Raw genomic sequence first — 253 nt, 5'->3', positions numbered from 1 at the left:
CCTGGCCGCCCGCAAGCTGGCGGCCTTTGCCATCGGTGAACCCTTCGCGGAGCCGACGCCGGTGGCCGTCCCGGCCGAGCAGCTTCGGAGCGTTGAAGGCCTTTGCGCGTTCGACGACAGCCAGGCCAACACGCCGCGCCGTGCCCATGTGCCGCAGGTGGATGCTCAGCTCGACTTCAGCGGCACCGAGGGTCCGGCCGCAACGCTGACCCTGCTGCAGGGTGGCCGCACCCTCGTCATGGCCCGACGTTGA

1 protein-coding gene is annotated in these 253 nt (G+C 70.8%); it reads left to right on the top strand.

Annotated elements, in window-relative coordinates; translation table 11 throughout:
* Positions 1-253 (top strand): hypothetical protein (locus RVY79_RS20695; RefSeq protein WP_317466477.1); only part of this gene is annotated, 253 nt, incomplete at its 5' end.

The organism is Chromohalobacter sp. HP20-39 (assembly GCF_033052815.1).
Taxonomy (GTDB): Bacteria; Pseudomonadota; Gammaproteobacteria; order Pseudomonadales; family Halomonadaceae; genus Chromohalobacter.
Note: the sequence above shows the minus strand (reverse complement) of the source record. Positions and strands in the feature narration are given on the sequence as shown.